The sequence below is a fragment of the Streptomyces sp. NPDC030991 genome, assembly GCF_055571235.1.
Window position 1 is genome coordinate 1 of record NZ_JBVIFR010000032.1, and the last position, 20,224, is coordinate 20,224.

The 20,224-nt window shown below is 71.6% G+C and carries 18 protein-coding genes and 1 pseudogene; 13 read left to right on the forward strand and 6 right to left on the reverse strand.

What is annotated here, in order from left to right; genetic code table 11:
• Window positions 1–129: 129 nt before the first annotated feature.
• From ACZ45E_RS36535 to ACZ45E_RS36560, 6 genes are all read right to left on the reverse strand, one after another.
• A complete protein-coding gene (locus ACZ45E_RS36535) occupies window positions 130–1,119 on the reverse strand; it encodes a zinc-dependent alcohol dehydrogenase family protein (protein WP_468229838.1) in 990 nt (329 codons plus the stop codon).
• Window positions 1,116–1,949 carry a carbohydrate ABC transporter permease gene (locus ACZ45E_RS36540; protein WP_468229841.1) on the reverse strand — a complete coding sequence of 278 codons (834 nt, stop codon included), beginning with the start codon at window positions 1,947–1,949 and terminating at the stop codon, window positions 1,116–1,118. The genes ACZ45E_RS36535 and ACZ45E_RS36540 overlap by 4 nt, the downstream gene beginning before the upstream one ends.
• A complete protein-coding gene (locus tag ACZ45E_RS36545; protein WP_468229844.1) occupies window positions 1,946–2,884 on the reverse strand; it encodes a carbohydrate ABC transporter permease in 939 nt (312 codons plus the stop codon). The genes ACZ45E_RS36540 and ACZ45E_RS36545 overlap by 4 nt, the downstream gene beginning before the upstream one ends.
• Window positions 2,881–4,254 (reverse strand): ABC transporter substrate-binding protein, encoded by a 1,374-nt coding sequence (locus tag ACZ45E_RS36550; protein ID WP_468229847.1) that lies wholly within the window; start codon window positions 4,252–4,254, stop codon window positions 2,881–2,883. The genes ACZ45E_RS36545 and ACZ45E_RS36550 overlap by 4 nt, the downstream gene beginning before the upstream one ends.
• Window positions 4,255–4,386: 132 nt before the next feature.
• Entirely contained in the window at window positions 4,387–5,148 is a 762-nt protein-coding gene (locus ACZ45E_RS36555; RefSeq protein ID WP_468229850.1) for a DeoR/GlpR family DNA-binding transcription regulator, read from the reverse strand.
• Window positions 5,149–5,417: 269 nt separating this feature from the next.
• Window positions 5,418–6,281, reverse strand: coding sequence for an NAD-dependent epimerase/dehydratase family protein (locus ACZ45E_RS36560; protein WP_468229853.1), 864 nt, complete (start codon window positions 6,279–6,281; stop codon window positions 5,418–5,420).
• A gap of 265 nt (window positions 6,282–6,546) precedes the next feature.
• Here ACZ45E_RS36560 and ACZ45E_RS36565 point away from each other — a divergent pair, with 265 nt between their 5' ends.
• The 13 genes and pseudogenes from ACZ45E_RS36565 (at window position 6,547) to ACZ45E_RS36625 (ending at window position 20,185) form a co-directional block, all read left to right on the forward strand.
• Window positions 6,547–7,500 carry a 5-dehydro-4-deoxyglucarate dehydratase gene (locus tag ACZ45E_RS36565; protein ID WP_468229856.1) on the forward strand — a complete coding sequence of 318 codons (954 nt, stop codon included), beginning with the start codon at window positions 6,547–6,549 and terminating at the stop codon, window positions 7,498–7,500.
• Window positions 7,497–8,657, forward strand: coding sequence for a hypothetical protein (locus tag ACZ45E_RS36570; RefSeq protein ID WP_468229859.1), 1,161 nt, complete (start codon window positions 7,497–7,499; stop codon window positions 8,655–8,657). The genes ACZ45E_RS36565 and ACZ45E_RS36570 overlap by 4 nt, the downstream gene beginning before the upstream one ends.
• 79 nt (window positions 8,658–8,736) lie before the next feature.
• The gene (locus tag ACZ45E_RS36575) at window positions 8,737–9,339 is read left to right on the forward strand and encodes a TIGR03086 family metal-binding protein (RefSeq protein ID WP_468229861.1); all 603 of its coding nucleotides are present in this window, start codon (window positions 8,737–8,739) and stop codon (window positions 9,337–9,339) included.
• Window positions 9,340–9,648: 309 nt separating this feature from the next.
• Window positions 9,649–10,311: a GntR family transcriptional regulator gene (locus ACZ45E_RS36580; RefSeq protein WP_468229863.1), complete on the forward strand. Its 663-nt coding sequence runs from the start codon at window positions 9,649–9,651 to the stop codon at window positions 10,309–10,311.
• A complete protein-coding gene (locus ACZ45E_RS36585) occupies window positions 10,308–11,225 on the forward strand; it encodes a dihydrodipicolinate synthase family protein (protein ID WP_468229867.1) in 918 nt (305 codons plus the stop codon). Before ACZ45E_RS36580 ends, ACZ45E_RS36585 begins: the two co-directional genes overlap by 4 nt.
• Window positions 11,222–12,964, forward strand: coding sequence for an L-arabinonate dehydratase (araD, locus tag ACZ45E_RS36590; protein ID WP_468229869.1), 1,743 nt, complete (start codon window positions 11,222–11,224; stop codon window positions 12,962–12,964). The genes ACZ45E_RS36585 and araD overlap by 4 nt, the downstream gene beginning before the upstream one ends.
• A gap of 78 nt (window positions 12,965–13,042) precedes the next feature.
• Window positions 13,043–13,972, forward strand: a complete 930-nt coding sequence (locus ACZ45E_RS36595; RefSeq protein WP_468229872.1) for a carbohydrate ABC transporter permease — start codon at window positions 13,043–13,045, stop codon at window positions 13,970–13,972.
• Complete coding sequence (locus ACZ45E_RS36600) at window positions 13,969–14,886, forward strand: carbohydrate ABC transporter permease (RefSeq protein WP_468229875.1); 918 nt, start codon at window positions 13,969–13,971, stop codon at window positions 14,884–14,886. The genes ACZ45E_RS36595 and ACZ45E_RS36600 overlap by 4 nt, the downstream gene beginning before the upstream one ends.
• Window positions 14,883–16,091, forward strand: coding sequence for a Gfo/Idh/MocA family protein (locus ACZ45E_RS36605; protein WP_468229878.1), 1,209 nt, complete (start codon window positions 14,883–14,885; stop codon window positions 16,089–16,091). The genes ACZ45E_RS36600 and ACZ45E_RS36605 overlap by 4 nt, the downstream gene beginning before the upstream one ends.
• Window positions 16,088–16,939, forward strand: coding sequence for a DUF6807 domain-containing protein (locus ACZ45E_RS36610; RefSeq protein ID WP_468229882.1), 852 nt, complete (start codon window positions 16,088–16,090; stop codon window positions 16,937–16,939). Before ACZ45E_RS36605 ends, ACZ45E_RS36610 begins: the two co-directional genes overlap by 4 nt.
• Window positions 16,936–18,483, forward strand: coding sequence for a glycoside hydrolase family 43 protein (locus ACZ45E_RS36615; protein ID WP_468229884.1), 1,548 nt, complete (start codon window positions 16,936–16,938; stop codon window positions 18,481–18,483). The genes ACZ45E_RS36610 and ACZ45E_RS36615 overlap by 4 nt, the downstream gene beginning before the upstream one ends.
• Window positions 18,484–18,563: 80 nt before the next feature.
• Window positions 18,564–18,782: pseudogene (locus tag ACZ45E_RS36620) on the forward strand (hypothetical protein); the annotation flags it as partial.
• Window positions 18,783–18,835: 53 nt separating this feature from the next.
• A complete protein-coding gene (locus ACZ45E_RS36625; protein WP_468229886.1) occupies window positions 18,836–20,185 on the forward strand; it encodes an ABC transporter substrate-binding protein in 1,350 nt (449 codons plus the stop codon).
• Window positions 20,186–20,224: the final 39 nt, after the last annotated feature.

A 20,224-nucleotide genomic window follows, 5' to 3' on the forward strand; every position in this document is an offset into this window, starting at 1 on the left:
GTTTCCCCCCCCCCCCCCCCCCCACCCCCTCTCCTCCCTCCCCCCCTCCCCCCTCCCTCCCCTCTTCTCCCCCCCCCCCCCCTCCCCCACCCCCCCCCCCCCCCCCCCCCCCCCGGCACCACCCGCGGGCTACGGGACGACGACGATCTTGCGGCCCACGCCCGACGCGAACTGGTCCAGCGCCTGCGGATACGCGTCGAGGGGAAGCCGGTCGCTGATGAAGACCTCCGGGTCGAGGACCCCGCCCGCGAACAGCTCCGCGGCCCGCTCGTAGCTGTGCAGGACCGCCATCGAGCCGGTGATGGTGATCTCCTGGTTGTAGATGCGGTACGGGTCGATCGTCACGCGGGTCGCGTAGTCCGCGACGCCGAACTGAAGGAACGTGCCCGCCTTGGCGACGCGGCCGAGGCCGTCCTGGATCGCCGCCGCGTTGCCCGTCGCGTCGATCACCACGTCCCAGCCCTCGGGGCGGTCCAGCTCGTCGGGTCCGGCGGCGGACGCCGAGACCCCGAGCCGCTGGGCCGTCGCGAGGCGCTCCGGGTTCAGGTCGACGACATCGACGCTCGCCGCGCCGGTGCGCTTGGCCAGCTCCAGCATCATCAGCCCCATGGTCCCCGAGCCGTAGATCAGCACGTGCGAGCCGAGCCGCGAGCGCAGCACGTCGTAGCCGCGGACCGCGCAGGACAGCGGTTCGATGAGGGCCGCGTCCTGGGTGCGTACGTGGTCGGGGAGGCGGACGCAGTTGGCGACGGGGGCCAGCGCGTACTGGGCCGCGCCGCCCGCCGTCGTCACGCCGATCGCCGCCCAGCGCTCGCAGAGGTTGCCGCGTCCGGCGCGGCAGAAGCGGCACTCGTGGCAGTGCAGCGACGGGTCGACCGCGACCCGGTCGCCGACCCGCACCTCCGTGACGGCGCCGCCGACCTCGGCGACCGTGCCCGCGAACTCGTGGCCGGGCACGACCGGCAGCGTAGGGGCGAACTCGCCCTGCCTGATGTGCAGATCGGTGCCGCACAGGCCGCAGGCCGCCACCTCCACGACGACGTCGCGGGGGCCGGGCGTGGGGTCGGGCACCTCGCCGACGACGACCTTGCCCACTGACTCGACGATCGCGGCCTTCATTTCACTGCTCCCAACGACAGGCCCTGGACCAGCTTGTCCTGGGCGGCGAACCCTGCCGCGAGCACGGGCAGGGAGATGACGAGCGACGCGGCGCACACCTTCGCCAGGAACAGGCCCTGGCTGGTGATGAAGCCGGTCAGGAAGACGGGCGCGGTCTGGGCGACGACGCCCGTCAGCACCCGTGCGAAGAGGAGTTCGTTCCAGCTGAAGATGAAGCAGATCAGCGCGGTCGCCGCGATGCCGGGCAGCGCGATCGGGGCGACGACCCGGGTGAGGACCGTGGGCAGGCGCGCGCCGTCGATCTGGGCCGCCTCGATGACCGCGACCGGTACCTCGGCGAGGAACGACTGCATCATCCACACGGCGATCGGCAGGTTCATCGACGTGTAGAGGATGACGAGCAGCCAGATGTTGTCGAGGAAGCCCGTGTTCTTCGCGAAGAGGTAGATGGGCAGCAGGCCCGCGACGACGGGCAGCATCTTCGTGGAGAGGAAGAAGAAGAGGACGTCCGTCCATTTCCTCACCGGGCGGATCGACAGCGCGTACGCCGCCGGGAGGGCGAGGAGCAGGACGAAGAGCGTCGAGGCCAGCGAGGCGACCGTGGAGTTGATCAGCGCGGGCCAGGGGCTCGCGCCGCCGCCCGCGCCGAAGAAGTCGCGGTAGCCGTCGAGGGTGAGCGCGGCGGCGAAGGACGGCGGGTTGGTCGCCGCGTCCTCCTCGGAGTGGAAGGACGTCAGGGTCATCCACGCGATGGGCAGGAAGAAGATGATGCCGAGCAGCCAGGCGGCCAGTCCGAGACCTTTGCTCCTGAGAGAGGTCGAGTGGCTCATCCGCGTGACACCTCCTCGCGGAACAGGGACGACACGACGCGCAGCGCGAAGGTCGCGATGATGATCGAACCGATGACGACCAGGACGCCGGCGGCCGAGGCGAGGCCGTTCTCGTGCGCCTGGTAGAAGCTCTGGTAGACGGTGTAGGGCAGGTTCGCGGTGCCCAGGCCGCCGGAGGTGAGGGTGAAGACCGCGTCGAAGTTCTGCACGATGTAGATCGAGCCGAGCAGGGCGCCGAGTTCGAGGTAGCGGCGCAGGTGCGGCAGCGTGAGGTGGCGGAAGACCTGCCAGGGGCCCGCGCCGTCCATCCGGGCCGCCTCGATGAGTTCGGGGGAGCGCGACTGGAGGCCCGCGAGCAGGATCAGCATCATGAACGGGGTCCACTGCCAGATCAGCGACATCTCGACCGCGATCAGCGGATTGTTGGAGATCCAGTCGGGCTGCGGGCCGCCGACGTAGTGCAACACGCCGTTGAGCAGCCCGTACTCGGGGTTGTAGAGGACGTGCTTCCACAGCAGGGCGGCGGCCACCGGCACCACGAGGAACGGTGCGATGAGGAGCGTACGGACCAGACCGCGGCCCCGGAACCTCCGGTCCAGGAGCAGCGCGAGGCCGAGGCCGGCGACGAGGCTCACCAGGACCACCGTGACGGTCAGGACGATGGTCGTCACGACGGACTTGCGCAGGTCGGGATCGGTGAGGACCTCCGAGTAGTTTCCGAACCAGGTGAAGTGGCGGGCGTCCGGGTAGAGCGCGTTCCAGTCGAAGAGGGAGATCACCAGGGTCGCCACGAACGGCAGCTGGGTCACGATGATCATGAAGACGAGAGCGGGCAGGAGCGGCGCGCGGGTGGCCCAGGCGCGGAGCCGCTGCGGTGGGCGCCGGGCGGCGGAGGTGCGGGGGCGGGCCGCGGGGGCCGAGGTCAGGGTGGTCATCGGCCCTCGTACTCCTTCGCGATCTCGGCGGCGAGTTTCTGGGACTTGTCCAGGGCCGTGTCGACGGACTGGCGTCCGGCTATGGCCGCGCTGATCTCCTGCGACACCTTGGTGCCGAGGTCGGTGAACTCGGGGATGCCGACGAACTGGATGCCGGGCGCGGGCCGCTTCTGCACCCCGGGGTCGCGCGGCTCGGCGCCCTCGATGGCGGTGCGGGTCACGTCCACGAAGGCGGCGGCCTGCGAGCGGTAGTGCGGGATCTCGTAGGTCGAGGCACGCTTGCCCGCGGGGACGTCGGACCAGCCGACCTTCTCGCCGACGAGGTTCTCGTACCCCTTGCCCGACGCCCAGGAGATGAACTTCCAGGCGTTGTCGGGGTTGTGGGACGCCTTCTGCAGGCCCCACGCCCAGGTGTAGAGCCAGCCGCTGCTCTCCGTCTTCTCGACGGGCGCGGAGACATAGCCGATCTTGCCCTTGACGGGGGAGTTGGCGGACTCCAGCGAGCCCGCGGCGGAGGTCGCGTCATACCACATGGCGGTCTTGCCCTGGGTGAGGTTGTTGAGGCACTCGGCGAAACCGGACTGGGCGGCGCCCGCCTCGCCGTGCTCGCGGACGAGGTCCACGTAGAACGTGGTGGCGTCCTTGAAACCCTTGTCGTCCAGGCGTGCGGTCCAGTCCTTGTCGAACCAGGTGCCGCCGAAGGTGTTCACCACGGTGGTCAGCGGCGCCATCAGCTCGCCCCAGCCGGGCAGGCCGCGCAGGCAGATGCCCTTCATGCCCGACTGTGCGCCGTCCACCTTCGCCGCGAGCTCCGCGACCTGCTGCCAGGTCGGGTGCGCGGGCATCTTCAGGCCCTTCTTCGCGAAGACGTCCTTGCGGTACATCAGGAAGGACGACTCGCCGTAGAAGGGCTCGCCGTAGAGCTTGCCGTCGTCGCCGGTGAGCGACTCCCGCATGGGCCGCAGAATGTCCTGCTGGTCGAAGCCGCGGTCCTTCCGCACGTACGGGCCGAGGTCGCGCAGCCAGCCGTTGCGGGCGTAGATGGGTATCTCGTAGTTGCTGAGCGTCGCGACGTCGTACTGGCCCGCCTGGTTGGCGAAGTCCTGGCTGATCTTGTCGCGGACGTCGTTCTCCGGCAGGACGGTGAAGTTCACCTTGATGCCGGTCTCCCGCGTGAAGTGGCGGGCGGTGAGCTTCTGCAACTCGGTCATCTGCGGGTTGTTCACCATCAGTACGTTGATGGCGTCGCCGCCCGTACCGAGCCCGCCCGCGCCGGCCCAGCAGCCGGACAGGAGGGGGGTGAGCAGCGTCCCTGCGGCGGCCGTCGCGAGCAGGGCGCCCGGTGGCCTCCGTCGGCTCTGGGTTCGCATGGATGCTCCTGGACTTATGTCGCGTATGGGGATGGAAGGGGCACGCCTGGGCAGGCGGATGCCGACGGGTGGTGCGGCGGTGGTGTCGTACGGGGGTGGCGGGTGGCGTCGTGCGGGGGCGGTGGGTGGCGGTCAGACGCGGATGACCTGGGGGCCCATCAGCGAGTAGCGGTGTGCCTCGGACGTGGGCAGCTGGCTGCCCGTGACGATCGCCTCCAGCGCGCCCACCGGTGCGAACCGGCAGAAGCTGACGGCCCCGAACTTCGTGTGCACACCCGCGAAGACCGTGCGCCGCGCGGCCCTGATCGCCTGTGCCTTCACCTCGCTGACCGCGGGATCGGGGGTGGTCAGGCCGTGGTCGCGGGTGATGCCGTTCGCGCCGATGTAGGCGAGGTCGATGACGAAGCCGGCCAGCATCTTCGTCGTCCAGTGGTCGACGGTGGCGAGGGTGCCCGGGCGCACCCGGCCGCCGAGCAGCAGCACGGTGGTGTTGTCGGCCTCGGCGAGCGTCCCGGCCGTGGCCAGTGACGCGGTGACGACCGTCAGCGGCCGGTCGCGGGGGAGCGCCTCGGCGATCAGCTGCGGGGTGAACCCCTCGTCGACGAAGACGGTCTCGGCGTCGCCCAGCAGCTCGGCGGCGGCCGTGGCGATCCGCCGCTTCTCGGGGACGTGCATCGTCGTACGGAACGCGAGGGTCGTCTCGAACCCGGCGCTCTCCACCGGATACGCCCCGCCGTGCGTGCGCCGGACCAGGCCGTGGTCCTCCAGGGCGCGCAGATCCCGGCGGACGGTTTCCTTGGCGACGCCCAGCTCCGCCGCGAGCTCCGTGACGTCGACGGAACCGGTGCGGCGTGCCGTACGCACGATCTCCCGCTGCCGTTCCTCCGCGCTCATGCCGACCCGCCTCCCTGAAGAGCCCCGTTGCCCGTTCGGGCCCGGAAGGGCCCGCACCGGAAGTTCTACCGGCGTCGGGCCGCGGTGACCAGGTCTGTTGCGGGCCCGATGCTGCCCGCCTCGGCCCGTTCGGCGATCCCGTCGCCCGCCTCGGACCTGCGGGGGAGCGGAAGATCATGTGGGTTCGGGCAGCGCGGATGCCCGAACAGGACGGCGGACGGGCCCGTTCGGTGCCCGCCCGCCGTGTGGAGCGCCTGATCGCGTGGGGGTCAGTGGGGCCAGATCGGCGGGTCGTTGACGAAACGGCCGCCCATGTACCGGTGGGCGGGGTTCTCGTCGGAGAGCGGGCCGAACTCGGCGAGCAGGTTCTGCGCGTACTCCTCCGAGTCGTCCTGCGGCTCGTAGCCGAGCGCCCGGGCGCTCGACAGGTCCCACCACAGGCGGGTGTTGGCGGAGGAGCCGTAGACGACGGTGTGCCCGACGTGCTCGGCGCTGAGCGCCGCGTGGAAGAGGCGCGCACCGTCCGCCGGGCTCATCCACACCGACATCATGCGTACGTCGGTCGGCTCCTTGAAGCAGGACCCGATGCGCACCGACACCGTCTCCTGGCCGAACTTGTCCCAGTAGAACTGCGCGAGGTCCTCGCCGAACGACTTCGACAGGCCGTAGTACGTGTCGGGGCGGCGCAGCGTCTCCACCGGGACCACCGGGTCGCCGTCCTCGGGGCGCGGGCGCGGGGTGAAGCCGATCGCGTGGTTGGAGGAGGCGAAGACGATCCGGGGGGCGACGCCGTCCGCGCGGCTCTCGCCCTCGGCGCGCACCGCCTCGTAGAGGTGGTAGGTCCCCTTGATGTTCGATTCGAGGATCTTGTCGAAGGTCGACTCCAGGGAGATCCCGGCCAGGTGCAGCACGCCGTCGACGCCGCGGACCGCCTCCCGGAGCGCCTCCGTGTCGTTCAGGTCGGCGACGATCGCGTCCGGCGCGTCCGGGATGGGGCGCACGTCGAGCAGGCGCAGTGCGTAGCCGTGCTCGGGCAGCAGCTCCCGCATCAGGGTGCCGAGTCCGCCGGCGGCGCCGGTGAGCAGGATGGTGCGGGGCGCGGACGGCGTGGGCGGCCCTGACGGTGCTGACATGTGCGTGATCTCCGTATGTGTGAGCGATATTCACATTCGTGGACACGCTAAGGAGGAGGGTCCGGATCCGTCAAGGGTCGCGCGTACCCGCACGCGTATGCGGGGTGCGGTCCGGGGGTGCGCGCGCGATGTGATGCGTAGGGGGAAGTTCCGCTGGTTCCGGGCGAGTTCGGACGCTTGACCGCCTCCTTCGGCGCGGCTTACGGTGAGCGCGTTCAGAAATATAGACGCGGATCAGAAACGTGCACATGTTCAGGGAGAGCCCGTGACGTCAGCGCCCCTCGCCGATCGACTCAGCGTCCCCAGCGGGCCGCTGTTCTTCCCCGTCACCGCGTACGGACCCGACGGCGGCGGCGCCGTCCTCGACCTCGACACCTACCGCACCCATGTGCGGCGCGGCGTCGAGGCCGGGGCCGCCGCCGTGTTCGCCTGCTGCGGCACGGGGGAGTTCCACGCGCTCACCCCCGAGGAGTTCGAGGCCTGCGTCGCGGCCGCCGTGGAGGCGACCGAGGGCCGCGTGCCCGTCATCGCCGGCGTCGGATACGGCACGGCACTCGCCGTCCAGTACGCGCGCCTGGCCGAACGGGCGGGCGCCGACGGCCTGTTGGCCATGCCGCCCTACCTCGTCGTCGCCGGACAGGAAGGTCTGCTGCGGCACTACAGCCAGCTGGCCGAGGCGACCCCCCTCGACATCATCGTCTACCAGCGGGACAACGCCGTCTTCACCCCGGAGACCGTCGTCGCACTCGCCCGGCACCCCAAGGTCCTCGGCCTCAAGGACGGCCTCGGCGACCTCGACCTGATGCAGCGCATCGTCAGCGCCGTACGCACCGAAGTCCCGGGCGACTTCCTCTACTTCAACGGGCTGCCGACCGCCGAACTCACCGGTCTCGCCTACCGCGGCATCGGCATCACCCTCTACTCCTCCGCCGTCTTCTGCTTCGCGCCCGACCTCGCGCAGGCCTTCCACAAGGCGCTGAACACGGGCGACGACGCGACCGTGAACAAGCTGCTCGACGGCTTCTACCGACCGCTCGTCGAACTCCGCAACCAGGGCAGGGGCTACGCCGTGTCCCTGGTGAAGGCCGGTGTACGGTTGCGCGGGCTCGACGTCGGCGAGGTGCGCCCGCCGTTGCAGGAGCCGACCGAGGAGCACATCAAGCAGCTGACCGAACTCATCGAGCGCGGGCAGGCGTTGCTGGAAGGAGCCGACGAGTGAAGGCCTCCGCGTTCGTCTACCCCTGGGACGTGAACGGCGACCCGGACGCCGCCCGCCGCATCGCCGACCTCGGCGTCCGGCAGGTGACCCTCGCCGCCGCCTACCACTCCACCCGCGCCCTCACCCCGCGCCACCCGCGCCACCGCATCGTCACCGCCGAACACGCCGCCGTGCTCTACCCGGCCGCCGAACAGCGGTGGCAGGGACGGGAACTGCGGCCGTACGCCGCCGGGGAGTGGGCGCCCGCGGACGCGTACGGGGAGGCGGCAGCCGCCCTCGCCGACGCCGGGCTCGCCGTCCACACCTGGGTCGTCCTCGCCCACAACTCCCGCCTCGGCGCCGAACACCCGGACACCTCGGTCCGCAACGCCTACGGCGACCGCTACCCGTGGGCCCCCTGCATCGCCCAGCCCGCCACCCGCGCCTACCTCGTCGACCTCGCCGCCGAGGCCGCCACCCGGCCCGGCGCCGAGGGCGCCGAACTGGAGTCGCTCGGCTGGTACGGCCTCGCCCATCTGCACGCCCACGACAAGACGGCCGGCGTCGGGCTCGGCGAGGCCGGGCAGTACCTGATGTCGCTCTGCTTCTGCGCCGACTGCCGTCAGGGGTACGCACAACACGGCCTGGACAGCGAGGGGTTGGCGCACGCCGTGCGGGCCGCGCTGGAGCCCCTGTGGCGCGGGCAGGCGGACGACGAGGGCTGGACGACCGTCGAGAAGCTGCTCGACGCCGAGACCGCGGCGGCCACCCGCGCCTACCGCGACGCGACCGCCCGAAGCCTCCAGGAGGCCGCGGTGGCGGCGGTACGGGACGCGGCCCCCGCCGGGTTCCAGGTACTGCTCCACGCCGACCCGGTCTCCTACCACTGCGGCGCCAACGCGGGCGTCGACCCCGCGCACATCCTGTCCGTCGCCGACGGGGTCGTCGTGCCGTGCACGGGCGGCGCGGACCTGGTGCGGCCGTTCGCCGCGCAGGGCAGGGGCGTCGTCGCCGCGAACCTGACCGTCGTACGCGGCATGGGCGGCAGCCCCGGCACCCTCGCCGAGGACGCCCGCGCCGCCCGTGACCAGGGCGCGGACCAGCTGCGGCTCTACCACGCCGGGCTCGCGTCGGACGCGGATCTGAAGGCGGTGACCGAGGCGCTCGCGGAGCTCTGACGCGCCGCACCGATGACTTCCGGGACGCGGGCGGGTCCATACCGGTGGAGAACCCCGCACACCCACCGGAAGGCTCGCCATGAGTGACATCCAAGTGGACCTCGGCCCGCAGGCCCGCGTCGTCGCGCGCCTCGTCCACGGCGTCCGCGACGACCAGCTCGACCTGCCCACCCCCTGTCCCGACTACGCCGTACGCGAGCTGCTCGGCCACCTCATCGGCCTGTCCGCCGGGCTGCGCGCCGCCGGACGCAAGGAGCCCGAGGAGGCCGGGGGCGGCCCCGGCTCCGCGCTGCCCGCACTCGGCCCCGACTGGCGCGCCGCCCTCCCCGAGGCGCTGGACGCCCTCGTCGCCACCTGGCGGGACCCCGCCGCCTGGCAGGGCATGACGCGGGCCGGCGGCCTCGACCTGCCCGGCGCGGTCACCGGTCTGGTCACCGCCGACGAGCTGGTCGTGCACGGCTGGGACGTGGCCCGCGCCACCGGCCAGGAGTACGTCCCCGACGAGGCGGCGCTGCGGGCCGCCCGCGACCTCCTCGCGCCGGACGAGCGGAGCGAGGACGACGGCGACGACGGCGATGGCGGCGACGGCCTGTTCGGGCCGATCGTGCCGGTCCCCGACGGCGCCCCGCTGCTCGACCGCGTCATCGGCCTGAGCGGCCGCGACCCGGCCTGGAAACCCTAGGGCCTGTCTGACGATTCCCGTCTGCCCCCAGCCCGCCCGCCCGCCGTCGAAGAACGGACAGCTCCTCCCGTGCGCACGCCCGACGTCCAAGTCGGCCGTGCGCACGTTCAGTTGGGGCACCGGGGAAGTCCGCCGAACTTCTTTTGGCAGAAGCGTTGACGAAACATCGCGGTGCTTCTAGCTTCAACGCGTCGTACTTCGTACGTCATATATGAGACGCGATACGAGATACGCCATACGAGATACGCGATACGCGTCACGTCAGCCATCAGACGCGACGTACCCCCACGCCAGACCCGAGAGGCGCGCATGACCTCAGTGCCCACTCCGATCCCCTCCCGCACGCAGTACGTGCAGGAGGAGATCAAGCACCGCATCCTGACCGGGCAGTTGAGACCGGGACAGGCTCTGGTGGAGACCGACCTCGCCGCGCAGTTCGGGGTCTCCAAGACGCCGGTGCGCGAGGCGCTCAAGACGCTGGCCGGGACCGGACTCGTCGTGATGAACCAGTACAAGGGCGTCACGGTGCGCATGGTGGACGCGGACATGGCCCGCGAGGTCTACGACGTGCGGCTGCTGCTCGAACCGGAGGCGCTGCGCCGCACCGTGCACCGCCGTGCCTCCCTCGACGCCGCCCGCTCGGCCCTGGAGAGCGCCGCCACCGCGGCCGACACGGCCCAACGCTCGCTGGCCAACCGGGAGTTCCACCGCGCGCTCTACGTGCCCTGCGGCAACCCGCTGCTCGGCAAGATGCTCGACGAGGTCCGCGACCAGGCGGCCCTGGTCTCCGCCGTGGCCTGGGCCGCCGACCCGTCCTGGGAGCGGGAGGCCGCCGAGCACCGGGAGATCCTGGAGCTCGCCCTCGCCGGTGACGCCCAGGGCGCCTCGCGCGCGCTGCGGGACCACATCGCGTCGTTCGTACAGCGGGCCTTCCCCGAGGTCCGGGAAGAAGAGGGTGGACAGCACTCATGACAGCGCAGTCTGTTTCGTTCGAGACCCAGCGGGCCGCGCTGGCCGATGTCGTCGCGATCCCGGTGACCCCGTTCGCCGAGGACGGATCGGTCGACGAGGCCACGTACAAGGCACTGTTGGGGCGGCTGCTCGACGCCGGGGTGCGCACGCTCACACCGAACGGCAACACCGGCGAGTTCTACGCGCTGGCTCCGCGGGAGCGGCGCCTGGTCACGGAGTTGACCCTGGCAGAGGCGGGGGAGCGGGCCGCGATCCTGGTCGGTGTCGGCCATGACGTGCCGACCGCGGTCGACGCGGCGCGCCACGCCCGCGACCTCGGCGCCCACATGGTGATGGTGCACCAGCCCGTGCACCCGTACGTCTCCGAGGGCGGCTGGGTCGACTACCACCGGGCCATCGCCGAGTCCGTCCCCGAGATCGGCGTCGTGCCGTACCTCAAGAACGCCGCGCTGCCCGGCGCCCGCCTCGCCGAACTCGGCGCCGCCTGCCCGAACGTGATCGGCGTCAAGTACGCCGTGCCGGACGCCGCGCGGTTCGCCGCCTTCGCCCGGGACGCCGGCCTGGACCGGTTCGTCTGGGTCGCGGGGCTCGCCGAACCCTACGCGCCGTCCTACTTCTCGGCCGGCGCCACCGGTTTCACCTCGGGGCTCGTGAACGTGGCGCCCAGTGTCTCGCTGTCCATGATCGAAGCGCTTCGATCCGGCGACTACCCCGGCGCCATGAAGGTCTGGGAGCAGATCCGCCGCTTCGAGGAGCTGCGCGGCGCCGACGCCTCCGCGAACAACGTCACCGTCGTCAAGGAGGCCCTCGCCTCGCTCGGCCTGTGCCGCCGCGAAGTCCGGCCGCCCAGCCGGGAGTTGCCCGAGTCCGAGCGCGCCGAGGTCGCCGACATCGCGGCGGGGTGGTCCATATGAGCACCGCCCCGAGAGAGCGGCTCGCACCCGCCGAGCTCCGCTCCCACCAGTGGTACGGCACCGAGGGCACCCTGCGCACCTGGTCCCACAACGCCCGGATGCGCCAACTCGGCTACGAGGCCGAGGAGTACCGGGGCCGTCCGGTCATCGCCGTCCTCAACACCTGGTCCGACATCAACCCCTGCCACGTGCATCTGCGCGAGCGCGCCGAGGCCGTCAAGCGGGGCGTGTGGCAGGCCGGCGGCTTCCCGCTGGAGTTCCCCGTCTCCACGCTCTCGGAGACGTACCAGAAGCCGACCCCGATGCTCTACCGCAACCTGCTCGCCATGGAGACCGAGGAGCTGCTGCGCTCCTACCCCATCGACGCGGCGGTGCTGCTCGGTGGCTGCGACAAGTCGACGCCGGCCCTCCTCATGGGCGCCACCTCCGCCGACGTGCCCGCGCTGTTCGTGCCCGCGGGGCCGATGCTCCCCGGGCACTGGCGCGGCGAGACCCTCGGCTCCGGCACCGACATGTGGAAGTACTGGGACGAGCACCGCGCGGGCAACCTCACCGACTGCGAACTGCGCGAACTCCAGGGCGGACTGGCCCGCTCGCCCGGGCACTGCATGACCATGGGGACCGCCTCCACGATGACGGCCGCGGCCGAGGCGCTCGGTATGACGCTGCCCGGCGCCTCCTCCATCCCGGCGGTCGACTCGGCGCACGAGCGGATGGCCGCCGCGTCCGGCCGGCGCGCCGTCGAACTGGCCTGGACGGCGCTCAAGCCGTCCGAGATCCTCACCGGGGACGCCTTCGAGGACGCCGTCACCACGGTCCTCGGGCTCGGCGGCTCGACCAACGCGGTGATCCACCTGATCGCCATGGCGGGCCGGGCCGGGGTGCGCCTCACGCTCGACGACTTCGACCGGATCGCGCGCACCGTACCGGTGCTGGCGAACGTGCGGCCGGGCGGACAGACGTACCTGATGGAGGACTTCCACTTCGCCGGCGGCCTGCCCGCGTTCCTCTCGCGGATCACCGATCTGCTCCACCTGGACCGGCCGACCGTCAACGGGCGCCTCGGCGAGCAGATCGCGGACGCCGTCGTCCACGACGACGACGTCATCCGCACCCGGGAGAACCCGGTCGCGCCCGAGGGCGGGGTCGCCGTACTCCGCGGCAACCTGTGCCCCGACGGCGCCGTCATCAAGCACATCTCCGCCGAGCCGCACCTGCTGAGGCACACCGGCCCCGCCGTGGTCTTCGACGACTACAGGACCATGCAACGCACCATCAACGACCCCGAGTTGGACATCACCGCCGACAGCGTGCTGGTGCTGCGTGGCTCCGGGCCCAAGGGCGGCCCCGGCATGCCCGAGTACGGGATGCTGCCGATCCCCGACCGGCTGCTGAAGCAGGGCGTCCGGGACATGGTGCGGATCTCCGACGCCCGGATGAGCGGCACGAGCTACGGGGCGTGCGTGCTGCACGTGGCCCCCGAGTCGTACGTCGGCGGGCCCCTGGCACTGGTGCGCACCGGTGACAGCATCACCCTCGACGTGGTCGCCCGCGCCCTGCAACTCAACGTAGAAGATGCGGAGTTGGGGCGACGCCGCGCCGAGTGGACCGCACCACCCGAGCGGTACGAGCGCGGCTACGGGGCGCTCTACAACGAGCAGATCACGCAGGCCGACACCGGCTGCGACTTCACTTTCCTGGCCGGGCCGGGCAAGGTCCCCGACCCGTACGCGGGCTGACCCGCCCGCCCGCCCCGCACCTCCTGGCCGATATACCGAACAGCGTCTGCGAAGCGCTTCGAAGAACGGAGTCCCGTCATGGCCCAAGCCACTGCCGTGGCGAAAGCCCCGCCCGCCCGGCGCCGCAAGTCGGCCACCCCCCGCAGGCTCCCCTACCTGCTGATCGCCCCCGCCGGGCTGCTGATGCTGGGCTTCATCGCGTACCCCGTGATCAGCGTCTTCTACTACAGCCTTCAGCACTACAACCCCACCAAACCGTGGCGGAACGGCTTCGCGGGCCTGGACAACTTCGTCACCGCGTTCACCGACGACCCCGACTTCTGGAGCACGCTGGGCTTCAGCCTCCAATGGGTCGTCGTGCAGGTGGTGCTCCAGCTGCTGCTCGGCCTCGGCCTCGCACTCGTCGTCAACCAGACGTTCGTGGGCCGCGCGATGGCCCGCGCGCTCGTCTTCTCGCCGTGGGCCGTCTCCGGCGTGCTCACCTCCGCCGTCTGGATGCTGCTCTACAACTCCCAGACAGGCGTCACCCGCTACCTCGCCGACCTGGGCGTGGGCAGTTACGGCACCTCGTGGCTCTCGGACACTGCGACCGTCTTCCCCGCCGTCGTCACCGCCGAGCTCTGGCGCGGCGTCCCCTTCTTCGCGATCCTCATCCTCGCCGACCTCCAGTCCGTCTCCAAGGACCTGTACGAGGCCGCCGAGGTCGACGGCGCCAGCCGCTTCCGGCAGTTCCTGCACATCACGCTGCCGCACCTGAAGGACGCGATCATCCTGTCCACACTGCTGCGCGCCGTGTGGGAGTTCAACAACGTCGACCTGCTCTACACCCTCACCGGCGGCGGGCCCGCGGGTGAGACGACCACCCTGCCGCTGCGCATCGCCTCCATCGCCGTCGACAGCCACGACTTCGGCTACGCGTCCGCGCTGACCTCCATCGCCTTCGTGATCCTCCTGTTCTGCTCGATGGTCTATCTGCGGCTGAGCAAGTTCGGGGGCGAGGACAAGTGACCGTCAAGGAAGCCCAGTTGACCGCCACCACCGCACCCACCACCACGACCGGGGGCCGGCACCGGCACCGGTTCGACGCCGTCCCGCCCAAGAAGGGCCGCTCCTACGACGACGTGCCGCGCTGGCAGATCTACGTGCCGCTCGGCGTCTACCTCCTCTTCACGCTGATCCCGTTCTACTGGATGCTGCTGTTCGCGTTCCGGCCCACCGGCTCCACCTCGCTGGTGCCGTGGCCGCTGACCCTCGACCACTTCGACAAGGTCTGGAACGAGCGGTCCTTCGCGATCTTCTTCCAGAACAGCCTGCTCGTCGGCGTCGCCTCGATGCTGATGACGACCGTCGTCGCGCTGGCCGGCGGCTACGCCCTCGCCCGCTTCAACTTCAAGGTCAAGCAGGGCTTCATGCTGGCCCTGCTCTGCTCACAGTTCATCCCCGGCGCCCTGATGCTGGTCCCGCTCTTCCAGATCTTCGCCAACCTGAAGATGATCAACTCGCTCGGCAGCGTCATCATCGCCGAGACCGTCTTCCAGCTGCCGCTCACCATGATCCTCATCAGCGGCTTCATCAAGAACGTGCCATACTCCCTGGAGGAGGCCGCCTGGGTCGACGGCTGCGGCCGCTTCCGCGCCTTCTGCGCCGTCGTCCTGCCGCTGCTGCGGCCGGGCCTGATCGCGGTCGGCTCCTTCGCCTTCGTGCACAGCTGGAACCACTTCCTGTTCGCCCTGATGTTCCTCTCCGACCAGGACAAGCAGACGATCCCCGTCGGCCTCGCGACCCTCATGGGCGCCGACTCCGTCGACCTCGGCGCGCTCGCCGCGGGCGGCGTCGTCGCGGCCGTCCCCGTCGTGATCGTCTTCGCCTTCATCCAGAAGTGGCTCGTGACGGGCTTCAGCGCGGGGGCGGTGAAGGGATGAGCGCCGCCCCGCACGTCACGGAGCCCGTCCCCGTCGTCCTCGCCGGGGCGCGCGGGCACGGCCGCTGGCATCTGAACAACCTGCGACGCCTCGCCGACGCCGGCCGCGTCACCCTCGCCGGCGTGTGCGAACTGAAGCCGCTGGACGCCGAGGAGCTCGCGGAGTTCGGCTCCCAGCTCCCCCCGGTCGCCCAGGACGACGACTTCGGGGCGCTGCTCGACGCGACCGGCGCCCGCGCCGCGATCATCTGCACCCCGATCCCCACCCACACCGAGCTGGCCCTGACCGCCGCGCGCCGCGGCGTGCACCTCCTCCTGGAGAAACCGCCCGCGCCGTCCTACGCGGAGTACGAGCGGCTGGCCCGGGGCGTCGCCGAGGCCGGGATCGCCTGCCAGATCGGGTTCCAGTCGCTCGGCTCGCACGCCATCGACTCCATCAGGGAACTCGTCCGGGACGGGCTCATCGGCGAACCGCTCGGCATCGGCGCGGCCGGCGCCTGGGCGCGCGACGAGGCGTACTTCCGGCGCGCGCCCTGGGCCGGTCGCCGCCGCCTCGACGACCCCGCCGGCGCCGGACACCTCGACGTCGTCGACGGGGTCCTCACCAACCCGCTCGCGCACGCCGTCTCCACCGCCCTGGCCCTCGGCGGCGCGACCGGCGCCGACGACCTCGCCGCCATCCGCACCGAACTGTTCCGCGCCAACGCCATCGAGGCCGACGACACCTCGTTCGTCGAACTCACCACGCGGGGCGGCGCACGCGTCACCGTCGCCGCGACGCTCTGCGCCGAGCGCCCCGACGAGCCGTACGTCGTCGTGCACGGCAGCCGCGGCCGGATCACCTTCTGGTACAAGCAGGACCGGGTCCTCGTGCAACGCGCGGGGCACGGCCCGCAGGAGACCGTGCACGGGCGCACGGACCTCCTGGAGAACCTCCTCGACCACCTGAGTGCGGGCACGGAACTCCTGGCGCCGCCCGCCTCGACCGGCGCCTTCATGCGCGTCGTCGAGGCGATCCGCAGCGCCCCCGACCCCCGCCCCCTGCCCGCCGGGGCGTGGACCACCGCGCCCGGCGCGGGCGTCGGCACCGTCCGCCGCGTCGTGCGCGGCATCGACGGACTGGTCGCCGCAAGCGCCGACTCCCTCACCGGATACGCCGAGCTCGGAGCGGACTGGGCCCGGCCAGGACTGGAGGCAGCATCGTGAGCAGACTCGCCACCGCACCCCTGACGCTGAGCTGTGGGGGCCGCCCCGTCGCCCGCTACGACCTGCGCCCCGACGTCGGGCACGACCTGGCGCCCCGGCCGTGCCTGCACCCGGTCCACACCCTCGGCGGCACCCCGGTCACCGAGTTCGCCCCCGCCGACCACGTCCACCACCTCGGGGTGAGCGTCGCCGTGCCGGACGTCGCCGGGTACAACTTCTGGGGCGGTCGCACCTACGTCCGCGGCCAGGGCCCCACCGCCCTCGACAACCACGGCGAGCAGCGGCACCTCGAATTCAAGCTGTGCGACCCGGACGGCTTCGTCGAGGACCTGGAGTGGACCGCGGGCGGCTGCCTCGTGCTGCGCGAGCGGCGCACGGTCGCCGCCTCCCCGCTCGGCCCCGACGCCTGGGCGCTGGACCTCACCTTCACCCTGACCAACCCGGGCGCCGATGACCTGACCATCGGCAGCCCCGCCACCAACGGCCGGCCCGGCGCCGCCTACGGCGGGTTCTTCTGGCGCGCCCCCAAGGAAGCCGCCGCACCCGCCGTCTTCACCGCGACCGCCGAGGGCGAGGCGGCCGTGCACGGCCGCACCGCCGACTGGCTGGCCCTGGCGGGCGACGGCTGGACCCTGGTCTTCGCCGGGGCCACCGCCGAGACCCGCCGCGACCCCTGGTTCGTGCGCACGGGGGAGTACCCGGGCGTCGGCTCCTCGCTCGCCTCGGACGCCCGCCTGCGGATCGCCGCCGGGGCCACCGCCGTACGCCGCGTCGTCACCGTCGTCGCCGACGGCCGCCTCGACCGGGCCCGCGCCGCGGCCCTGGTCCGCAGGGCGGTGACCGCGTGAACGGGGACCGGCGCACCGGAGACCTGGGCGACGGGACGTACCGCAATCCGGTCCTCGCCGCCGACTGGTCCGACCCCGACGTGGTCCGCGTCGGCGACGACCACTACCTCACGGCGTCCAGCTTCGGCCGCGCGCCGGGACTGCCGCTCCTGCACTCCCGCGACCTCGTCAACTGGACGCTGGTCGGGCACGCCCTCGACCGGCTCGAACCCGCCGAAGCGTTCGCCACGCCCCGGCACGACTGCGGGGTCTGGGCACCGTCGCTGCGCCACCACGCGGGCCGCTTCTGGATCTTCTGGGGCGACCCCGACCACGGCGTCCTCCAGATCAACTCGCCCTCGATCAGGGGGCCGTGGTCCAAGCCGCACCTCCTCAAGGCGGGCAAGGGCCTCATCGACGCCTGTCCGCTCTGGGACGAGGAGAGCGGCGAGGCGTTCCTGGTGCACGCCTGGGCCAGGTCCCGGTCCGGGATCAAGAACCGGATCACCGGCCACCGCATGAGCCCCGACGGCACCGAACTCCTGGACGAGGGTCAGCTGTTGATCGACGGCGACCTGCTGCCCGGCTGGTTCACCATCGAGGGCCCCAAGGTGTACCGGCACGACGGCTGGTACTGGATCCTCGCCCCCGCCGGGAGCGTGGAGACCGGCTGGCAGGGCGCGTTCCGCTCCCGCTCCTTCTTCGGCCCCTACGAGGAGCGTGTCGTCCTGGAACAGGGGGACACCGACATCAACGGCCCCCACCAGGGCGGCTGGGTGCGGACCGGCGCGGGCGAGGACTGGTTCCTGCACTTCCAGCAGCGGGGCGCCTACGGACGCGTCGTGCATCTGCAACCGATGCGCTGGGACGCGTCCGGCTGGCCGGTCCTCGGCGACGGCGGCGCCCCCGTGCGCGTACACCGGAAGCCCGCCCTGCCGGCCCAGCCGGTGACCGCGCCCGCCACCGACGACGACTTCCCCGGCGGCCGCTTCGGACGGCAGTGGCAGTGGACCGCCAACCCCCGTGACGGCTGGGCCAGTTCCCACGCGGACGACGGACTCCGGCTCGCCTGCGTGCGGTCCGCGGAGGGGGTGCGCGACCTGCGCCGCGTCCCGCATCTGCTCACCCAGCGGCTGCCGCTGCTGCCGTCCCGGGTCGAGGTCGACCTCCGGCTCACCAGCACGACACCCGGCGCCAGGGCCGGACTCGTGGTCCTCGGTGACGCCTACTCGTGGATCGGACTCGAACGCGCCGGGGACGGCACCGCCCGCGTCGTGCACCGGTTCGCCGAGGCCGTCGCGGACGCCGAACGCGACGCCGCCGCCGGGCGCGCGGCGCCGGAGGGGACGGCGCGGCTGCGCGTCGACATCGCCGAAGGCGCGCGCTGCCGTTTCTCCGTCGACACGGGCGACGGCGCCGGATTCCAGCGCTCGGGCCAGGTGTTCGCCGCCGCGCCGTGGCGCTGGGTGGGGGCGCTGCTCGGCCTGTTCGCGGCGGCGCCGACCGGCCCCGGACCCGCCGGGACGGCCCTGTTCCGGCACTTCCGGATCGCCGCCACCGACTGACCGCCCCCGCCCCAGCCGCACGACCTGCCCGTTGATCGACCCTTCGCTTGTCGGGAGCCGCAACGATGCACCTCAACCGCGAGAACAGCTACTACGACGGGCTCCAGCACCCCTACCAGGCGGAGGCCACGGCCGAGCTGGTGCGGCGCGGCGCGATCCTGAGGAACACCGTCGGACGCACCGACACCCGGGGCGACGCCTTCGACCCCCGCGACTTCTACCGCTACCACCTCGACCCGGCGGCCGTCGTGTCTGCCCCGGTCAAGAGGTTCTCCGGCCCGCAGGCCGCCCTGGGCTCGCCCAGAACCCGCTAGTCACACCCTCAGTCGGATCCAGAAGAAGAGAGCCGATCATGAACATCCGTATGCGCAAAGGCGCGCTCCGTACCGGCACCGCCCTCGCCCTGACCACTGTCCTCGCGCTCACCGCGACCGCCTGCGGCGACGACGGCAGCGGCGCCGGCGGCGACAAGGGCGACGAGGGTTCCGGCAAGGGTGAGATCACCTTCTGGGACAACAACACGGCCGTGCGCCGCGACGTCTGGATGGAGATCATCAAGGACTTCGAGAAGGCGAACCCCGACATCAAGGTGAAGTACGTCGGCATCCCCGCCGAGAACGTGCAGTCCAAGTACGACACCGCGATCCAGGGCGGCGGGCTGCCCGACGTCGGCGGTGTGGGCACCGCGATGCTCGCCGCCATCGCCGCGCAGAACGCCCTCGAACCGCTCGACGACCGGCTCGCCACCAGCTCCCTCAACGGCAAGCTCAACGACGCCTTCGTGGACTCGGTGAAGGCCGCGGGCGGCTCCGGCTCGAAGCTGTTCACCGTCCCGACCTCCGCCAACAACGGGGTGCTGTACTACCGGACCGACCTGTTCAAGACGGCCGGCCTGACCGCGCCGACGACGTGGACGAAGTTCTTCGACGCCGCCGGCAAGCTCACCGACACCGGCAAGAACCGGTTCGGGTACACCATCCGCGGCGGCGAGGGCTCCATCGCCCAAGCCCTCGACGTGATGTACGGGCAGAGCGGCATCACCACGTTCTGGGACGCGGACAACACCAAGACCACGGTCAACGACCCGAAGAACGTGGCCGCGCTGGAGAAGTACGTCGGCCTGTACAAGAAGGCCACGCCCTCCGCCGACGTCAACAACGACTTCACCAAGATGGTCGCGCAGTTCGACAGCGGTCAGATCGGCATGCTCAGCCACAACCTGGGCTCCTACGGCGACCACGTGAAGGCGTTCGGCGACAAGTTCCGCGGGCTGCCCAACCCGACCGGGGACGACGGCACCCGCGTCCAGGTCTCCAACCCCGTCGACGGGCTCGGCCTCTTCAAGTCCAGCAAGAACAAGCAGGCCTCCTGGAAGTTCATCGAGTTCGCCGCCTCCCACGCGGAGAACAGCAAGTGGAACGAGTCGGCCAAGCAGATCCCGGCCAACACCGACGCCGCCAAGGACGCCTGGGTGCGCAAGTCCGAGCCGACCCGGCTCGCCGCCGAGGCCCTGACGTCCGGCTCCACCAAGATCGTGCAGCTGCCGTACTACCTGCCGGACTGGAACACCATCTCCAAGGCCGACAACGAGGACGACCTGCAGAAGGTGATGCTCGGCAAGCAGTCGGCGAAGAAGTTCCTCGACACGCTCGCCGAGCAGCTGAACAAGGCGCAGGACGAGTGGAAGGCGCAGGCCAAGTAGGGCCGCCGCGCCCGGCCGACCGGTCCGGCGGCGGGATGT

Excerpts from the sequence above, each read along its gene's own strand:
- ACZ45E_RS36605 (WP_468229878.1), top strand. The coding sequence starts at position 14,883 with ATGAGCGCCGCCCCGCACGTCACGGAGCCCGTCCCCGTCGTCCTCGCC.
- ACZ45E_RS36540 (WP_468229841.1), bottom strand. The coding sequence starts at position 1,949 with ATGAGCCACTCGACCTCTCTCAGGAGCAAAGGTCTCGGACTGGCCGCC.
- ACZ45E_RS36535 (WP_468229838.1), bottom strand. The coding sequence starts at position 1,119 with ATGAAGGCCGCGATCGTCGAGTCAGTGGGCAAGGTCGTCGTCGGCGAG.
- araD (WP_468229869.1), top strand. The coding sequence starts at position 11,222 with ATGAGCACCGCCCCGAGAGAGCGGCTCGCACCCGCCGAGCTCCGCTCC.
- ACZ45E_RS36625 (WP_468229886.1), top strand. The coding sequence starts at position 18,836 with ATGAACATCCGTATGCGCAAAGGCGCGCTCCGTACCGGCACCGCCCTC.
- ACZ45E_RS36585 (WP_468229867.1), top strand. The coding sequence starts at position 10,308 with ATGACAGCGCAGTCTGTTTCGTTCGAGACCCAGCGGGCCGCGCTGGCC.
- ACZ45E_RS36545 (WP_468229844.1), bottom strand. The coding sequence starts at position 2,884 with ATGACCACCCTGACCTCGGCCCCCGCGGCCCGCCCCCGCACCTCCGCC.
- ACZ45E_RS36555 (WP_468229850.1), bottom strand. The coding sequence starts at position 5,148 with ATGAGCGCGGAGGAACGGCAGCGGGAGATCGTGCGTACGGCACGCCGC.
- ACZ45E_RS36575 (WP_468229861.1), top strand. The coding sequence starts at position 8,737 with ATGAGTGACATCCAAGTGGACCTCGGCCCGCAGGCCCGCGTCGTCGCG.
- ACZ45E_RS36560 (WP_468229853.1), bottom strand. The coding sequence starts at position 6,281 with ATGTCAGCACCGTCAGGGCCGCCCACGCCGTCCGCGCCCCGCACCATC.
- ACZ45E_RS36550 (WP_468229847.1), bottom strand. The coding sequence starts at position 4,254 with ATGCGAACCCAGAGCCGACGGAGGCCACCGGGCGCCCTGCTCGCGACG.
- ACZ45E_RS36595 (WP_468229872.1), top strand. The coding sequence starts at position 13,043 with ATGGCCCAAGCCACTGCCGTGGCGAAAGCCCCGCCCGCCCGGCGCCGC.
- ACZ45E_RS36580 (WP_468229863.1), top strand. The coding sequence starts at position 9,649 with ATGACCTCAGTGCCCACTCCGATCCCCTCCCGCACGCAGTACGTGCAG.